Below are 6,167 nucleotides of genomic sequence, written 5' to 3'. Positions count from 1 at the left end.
TCATAGCATACAAAAATTAGAAGAATTACTACCTGGATATCAAGAAAATTCTATATTGTAGTTGCTCGGATGCATACAATGATTAAGATTGTTCTGATATTCATTGTGAAATTTAAACCCTTAAGATTATGTATTACTCCCCCCCCCCTAAAATATTACGTTCCTCTCTCCTATTGTTTGAGCCGAAATTTTATGAGACCAAGTTAAATCCTACCTAAAACATCTTTTCTATACGACTTTCCTATTGTTAATTTCACCTCATTTTCAAGTATAATTTGATTGCCATCTATTAATTTCAATTTATTAAAATTTATTATAAATGATTTATGTATGCGTATAAAATAATCTGGTAGTTTGGATAAAAAATCTGAAAGTGTTTGTGGTGTTAAAATCATAGTATCTGCATAAATCTTTGTATAATTTCCATACGCTTCTACATAATTAATATCTTCAAAACTTAGTTTTATAATTTTTTTATCACTTTTTACAAATATAAAATCTTGTATCTCTTCTTTTGATGTTACTATCTCCTCTTTTGAAACAACTTGATTTTGCTTTACCTTATTTACAGCCTGTAGAAAACGCTCTAAAGAAAAGGGTTTTAATAAATAATCTGTTACAGCTAATTCAAAGCCTTCTAAAGCATATTCTGGATAAGCCGTAGTAATAATAACATCTGGTTTTTGTTGCATTGTTTTTAACAAACTTAAACCAGAAAGTTTAGGCATATTAATATCTAAAAATAAGAGATCAACCGTTCTTTTTTGTAAAATTTCTAATACTTCAAAAGCATTTTTACAAGAAGCTACAATTTCTAAATTAGGTATAGAATCGATATAATTTTCTAAAATTTGTCGAGCAATAGGTTCATCATCGGCAATAATACATTTTAATACGCTCATTTTATAAATCTATTATTAATTGGACATTATAACTGTTTTCCATTTTATTAATATTCAATTGGTGTTTTTCCGGATACATTAATGCTAAACGCTTTTTAACATTTTGTAAACCAATACCACTTCTCCCTTTTTCCAAATCATTTTCTTTTGCGATGTTTACTTCTATAGTATTGTTACAAACAAACGTAATAGTATTATTCATTTCTTCTAAAGAAATTATAACGCTGCTTTTTCCATTTTTTAAAATCCCTAAATGCTTAAAAGCATTTTCAACAAAAACAATTAATAACATTGGCGCAATTTTATTTGAAGATAAATTTCCTGATTTAGTAAATTGAATGTCTGTTTTATCTTCTAATCTAATTTTTTCTAGCGAAATATAGTTCTCTAAGTAGGTAATTTCTTTTTCAAGAGGTACCAAGGTTTCTTTTGTATCATACAAACTATATCTTAATAAATCGGATAATTTCAGCATTAAACTTGGCAATTTATCAGATTTTATAACAGATAATCCATATAAGTTATTTAAGGTATTAAATAAAAAGTGAGGGTTTAATTGTGCCTTTAATAACTTTAATTCTGCTTCTTTAATTTGTTGCCTACGTAAAAAATTATCTCGCGCAATCTTTATAGCAGTTCCAAATGCTATTGCCAAAACCATAATCCCAAAGAAGTTTATAAACTTATCCCATTGAAAAAATTGTTCTGATATAAAATTTATAATAAATACTGAAATGGTAGTAAATACAAGGATATTTAATATAAATAAAAAAGTAAATAAAATAGTTTTCTTTTTTATAAGCGGCAAGATTAATAAATTACTTATATATATAGCTGGTGCTAATAATAAAATAATACCTAATGATGTAATAATCTTATTTTCACCTTGAATAGCGCCCACTATTACTAAAAAGAAACAAAACCAAACAAAGAGGTTCTGTACAACTTTGTTGTCTATCCAAGAATCTAATTTTGCCATTTCTAAAGTTTATTATTCGACTCAAAAATAAAAATTCAAACATAAACATCCATTTTTTAATGATGAAAGTTAGAGAACGATGTCTGAACAGGTATTTTTTCATGATAATAGGCTTTTGCTAACAATATCATTTTATAAGTACCATTGGTCATTCTTTTTTTTATGTCTTGAACAATTAAAAGAGTTTTGAAGTATAATTTAAAATAGACATCAGATGAAAACGTTACAACAATTCACAATTTTAGCATTCTTATTAGTGCAATGCATTTCTTTTGGACAAGAAAACAGATTAGAAACTATTAAACAAAAGTTTGACCCATTATTAAAAGAACAAAATAAAGGTGTTGCCCTTCTTATTAAAAAAGATAATGAGATTAAAACAAAAAGCCTTGGTAATTTTGATTTAAATAAAAATCATGTTTTTAATATTGGTAGTGCAACTAAAACCTTTACTGCTATTCTTTTTTTACAAGAAATAGAAAAAGGAAATTTAAAATTAACAGATACTATTGGAAAATATTTAAAGCCAATTCAAAATGTAGCCCCTTCTTTAACTATACACCAATTATTAACGCATGAAAGTGGATTAAACGAAATAATTGGTAAAAACCTAGAAGAAATATTTTATGCAAAAAATGATTCTCTTTACAACGATAACTTGCTAAATCAAGTTGGGAAAAATGATCCGAAAATGATTGGAAAATTTGATTATTGCAATACAAATTACTTCTTGCTTGGGAGAATTATTGAGAAAATTACGGATCAAAGTTATTTCGATTTGTTAAGAGAGCGTATTATTGAGCCTTTAGAAATGAATAACACGTATCCTTACGTTCACAAAAACTTACCAAATTTAGCAACGCCATATTACCAAGATAAAGATGTAACAGAATATTTAGATTATAAATACTTTGCAAATATTGCTTTTGCTGCTGGTAGTATTGCTTCAACTTTATCTGATATGGAAGTTTTTTACACTTCTTTATTTGAAACTGAGAAGCTACTTAAAAAAGAGACTGTTATACGTATGATGGAATCTGGAAATGAAGTATACGGCTTAGGTTTGTTTAAATCTGACTACAAAGGCATTAAATATTTTAATCATGGAGGTAATAATTTAGGCTACGCTTTCAGAAATGCATATAACCCAAAAACAAAAAATTTATTCTTATTATTTACAAATTCGCATAGAATGCCTTTAGAGAAATCCATTAAAAATGATTTGTATTCCTATTTAAACAATGAGAAGATTGAGCAACTCAAAAGTATAAATTTAGCTGATTTTAAAGGGATAATAGGTGAGTATTTATTAAAAGAGGCAAACTTAACTTTTGAGATTAAGCAAGAAAATGGCAAACTATTTTTAATAGCAGAAGCTCAAGACATAAAGAGTGAGTTAACTCAAAAAAATGAAACCACACTGTATGATACAACTGTAGGTGCCACTTTAACTAAAATTGAAGGAAGCAATGATAGTTTAACATTTAGTCAAAACGGGTTTACAACTACCATTACTAAAATAACTACTAAAATAACTACTAAAAGTTAAATTATGAAATTAGAAATTCAAAATGTATCTAAAAAATACAGCAAAGATAAATATGGATTGAAAGATTTTTCAATCCATATTGAAAAAGGAATCTTAGGATTATTAGGACCAAATGGTGCTGGGAAATCTACACTTTTAAAAATGATTGCAACGGTTAACAAACCTACCAATGGTATTATCTCTTTAAATAAAAACAACATTGTAAAAGATGCCAATTATATGCGCAAGCAACTAGGCTTTTTACCACAAGACTTTGGTGTATATCCAAATCTGAATGCGTATGAATTCTTAGAATATATGGCTGCAATGAAAGGTGTTGGCGGAAAAAATTTAAGACCAAGAATAACACAATTATTAGAAGGGTTAAACTTACTAGATGCTGCTAAAAAACAAATAGGAAGTTATTCGGGAGGAATGAAACAGCGTGTTGGTATAGCACAAGTATTACTAAACAACCCAAAAATTGTAATCTTTGATGAGCCTACTGTTGGTTTAGATCCTGAAGAACGTGTACGATTTAGAAACTTAATTTCCGATCTAGCAAATAATTGCATCGTAATTTTATCATCACACATCGTATCAGACATAGACACGATTGCCGATAAAGTGGCAATTATGAAAAGTGGAACATTACTTTCTTATGGGAATCAGGAAGAAATTATAAATCAGGTAACAGATAAAGTATTTGAAACCACTATTGCAAAAGAAGATTTAACCGCTTTTAAAATAACACAAATTGTAGTGAGTACTTCTCGTAAAAACAATCAATTAGTAGTAAGATATATTGCAGATGTTCCTGTAGAAAACTCTATTAAAAAAGAAGGAAATTTAGAAGATGCCTATTTATATCTCACAAAAATAAATTAAACCTATTCATTTTAACTTTAAAAAGAATACAATGATGAACTCCTTTTTAACTATTATAAAATTAGATTATTTACAACGAACAAGAAGCTATGCTTTTTTAATAACACTATGTGCAACCTTAGCAATAGCGTACACATTTGTTCCAGAACCCAATGCCAATTATTCTACAATTAGAATAGCAGATTATGTTGGTTATTACAATTCGGCATGGTTTGGTTATGTTACTGCTATTATGACTAGCATTTTCTTGTCTTTAATAGGTTTCTACTTGGTAAATAGCGGAATAAAAACAGATAGCAACACAAGAGTTGGTCAAATAGTTGCCGCTACACGAATCAAAAACTTTAGCTATTTGTTTTCTAAAGTGCTAAGTAATTTTTTACTATTACTAACTATTGCAGCAGTTGTATTTATAATGAGTATTATCCTTTTCTTTTTATATAATGATGGCTACCCTTTTAAATTATTCCAGTTTATAAAACCGTATGCAGTCATTACAATTCCAGCACTATTTATAATTTCGGTTTTAGCAGTTATTTCTGAAATGTTTTTAGAAAAGTATTCGATAGTTCAGAATATTGGATTCTTCGTTTTTTTTTCGGTTCTAATGGTGTTTTCTCCAAAAACTGAAAACCAATTTTCATTAGACATTTTTGGTAGTAAAATAGTAATGTATCAACTAGAAGAAACTGTTAGAGAAATTACAAATACAGATAAAGATACTGATTTGTCTATCGGTTATGTTCTAGGAAATACTAAAAAGCCAGATAAATTTTTGTTCGAAGGAATTGATTTTTCAACATCATTTTTATTAAGTCGTTTCGTGTGGATGGCACTAGGTATTCTGCTATTATTTTTAGTATCTGTTTTGTTTCATCGTTTTGATGTAAAAGAAAGGGGTTATGCAAAAATAAGTAAAGTAAAAACGATTAATCAAAGCCTTATAAAAAATGTAGATTTGTCAAGATTGCCTTCTGCAAAGGTAAATTACAGCATGTTTCCATTACTTAAAACCGAAATTTTGTTGTTATTAAGAAAAGGAAAAAAATGGTTATGGATTATTAACCTTATAGGAGTGGTATTATTGGCAGTTCTTCCTTTAATAACTGCACATCAAATGGTTTTACCAATCTTATGGTTTTTACAAGTAAGCAGGTTGTCAGTCTTATCTAATAAGGAAACAATAAGCAATGTTCATTATTTTTCGTTTACGGCTTTTAAACCATTAAGAAGGTTATTAGTTTCTCAATTATTTTCGGGAATTATTTTAATGCTATTTTTAGCTTTGCCTTTAATAGTTCGTCTTGGTTTGTTAACAAACATTACTGCAGTAACTTCAATACTTTTAGGAAGTCTTTTTATTACTTCATTGGCAGTCTGCTTAGGTATATTGTCTAAAGGAAAAAAACTGTTTGAAGTACTCTTCTTTATGATTACTTATGCTAACATAAACGGAATTCCTTTTGCTGATTATTTTGGAGGTTTTGAGCATAGTAATTTCTATCTAATTGTTCTAACGCTATTTGTGCTGCTTTTTTGTAGTGTTATCTTTATAAAACGGAAGCATGAATTGAATAATTAAGTGGTTTTATGTCATTTCACACACATTCCACTTCTCTTCTATCGTCGCTTTGTAAAAAGAGTGTTCCATTAACATTGTAGAAGAAACTTTTAGAATAAATTTTAGCTATATTCTACTATATGACTGATTCAGTTGTTGTTTTCCAAATTTGCCATGCATTTTGTCCAGCAAGGGCATAGTAGGCAAAGGATTTGAGACGTTGGTTATTCTCTTTTATGCGTTCCAAGACCATAAACCAGTTCATATAATTCTGTAGATATTTAGTTGCCACTCCATTAAATGGTTTCA

5 protein-coding genes are annotated in these 6,167 nt (G+C 28.3%); 3 read left to right on the top strand and 2 right to left on the bottom strand.

The genetic code is table 11. The features are described from left to right. Nucleotides 1-203: 203 nt before the first annotated feature. Both CVD18_RS21015 and CVD18_RS21010 read right to left on the bottom strand, forming a co-directional pair. Nucleotides 204-902 carry a LytTR family DNA-binding domain-containing protein gene (locus CVD18_RS21015; RefSeq protein ID WP_103867446.1) on the bottom strand — a complete coding sequence of 233 codons (699 nt, stop codon included), beginning with the start codon at nucleotides 900-902 and terminating at the stop codon, nucleotides 204-206. A 1-nt stretch (nucleotide 903) separates the two neighbouring features. Beyond that, entirely contained in the window at nucleotides 904-1,881 is a 978-nt protein-coding gene (locus tag CVD18_RS21010; protein ID WP_103867445.1) for a sensor histidine kinase, read from the bottom strand. A 214-nt stretch (nucleotides 1,882-2,095) separates the two neighbouring features. Here CVD18_RS21010 and CVD18_RS21005 point away from each other — a divergent pair, with 214 nt between their 5' ends. Genes CVD18_RS21005 through CVD18_RS20995 form a run of 3 tightly spaced genes read left to right on the top strand, consistent with a single transcriptional unit; the run spans nucleotide 2,096 to nucleotide 5,879 of the window. Next, the gene (locus CVD18_RS21005; RefSeq protein ID WP_103867444.1) at nucleotides 2,096-3,430 is read left to right on the top strand and encodes a serine hydrolase; all 1,335 of its coding nucleotides are present in this window, start codon (nucleotides 2,096-2,098) and stop codon (nucleotides 3,428-3,430) included. 3 nt (nucleotides 3,431-3,433) lie between these two features. Then, the gene (locus CVD18_RS21000) at nucleotides 3,434-4,297 is read left to right on the top strand and encodes an ABC transporter ATP-binding protein (RefSeq protein WP_103867443.1); all 864 of its coding nucleotides are present in this window, start codon (nucleotides 3,434-3,436) and stop codon (nucleotides 4,295-4,297) included. Nucleotides 4,298-4,328: 31 nt separating this feature from the next. After that, nucleotides 4,329-5,879, top strand: coding sequence for a hypothetical protein (locus tag CVD18_RS20995; protein ID WP_233194610.1), 1,551 nt, complete (start codon nucleotides 4,329-4,331; stop codon nucleotides 5,877-5,879). Nucleotides 5,880-6,167 lie beyond the last annotated feature (288 nt).

Source organism: Aquimarina sp. I32.4, assembly GCF_002924285.1.
Taxonomy (GTDB): Bacteria; Bacteroidota; Bacteroidia; order Flavobacteriales; family Flavobacteriaceae; genus Aquimarina.
Note: the sequence above shows the minus strand (reverse complement) of the source record. Positions and strands in the feature narration are given on the sequence as shown.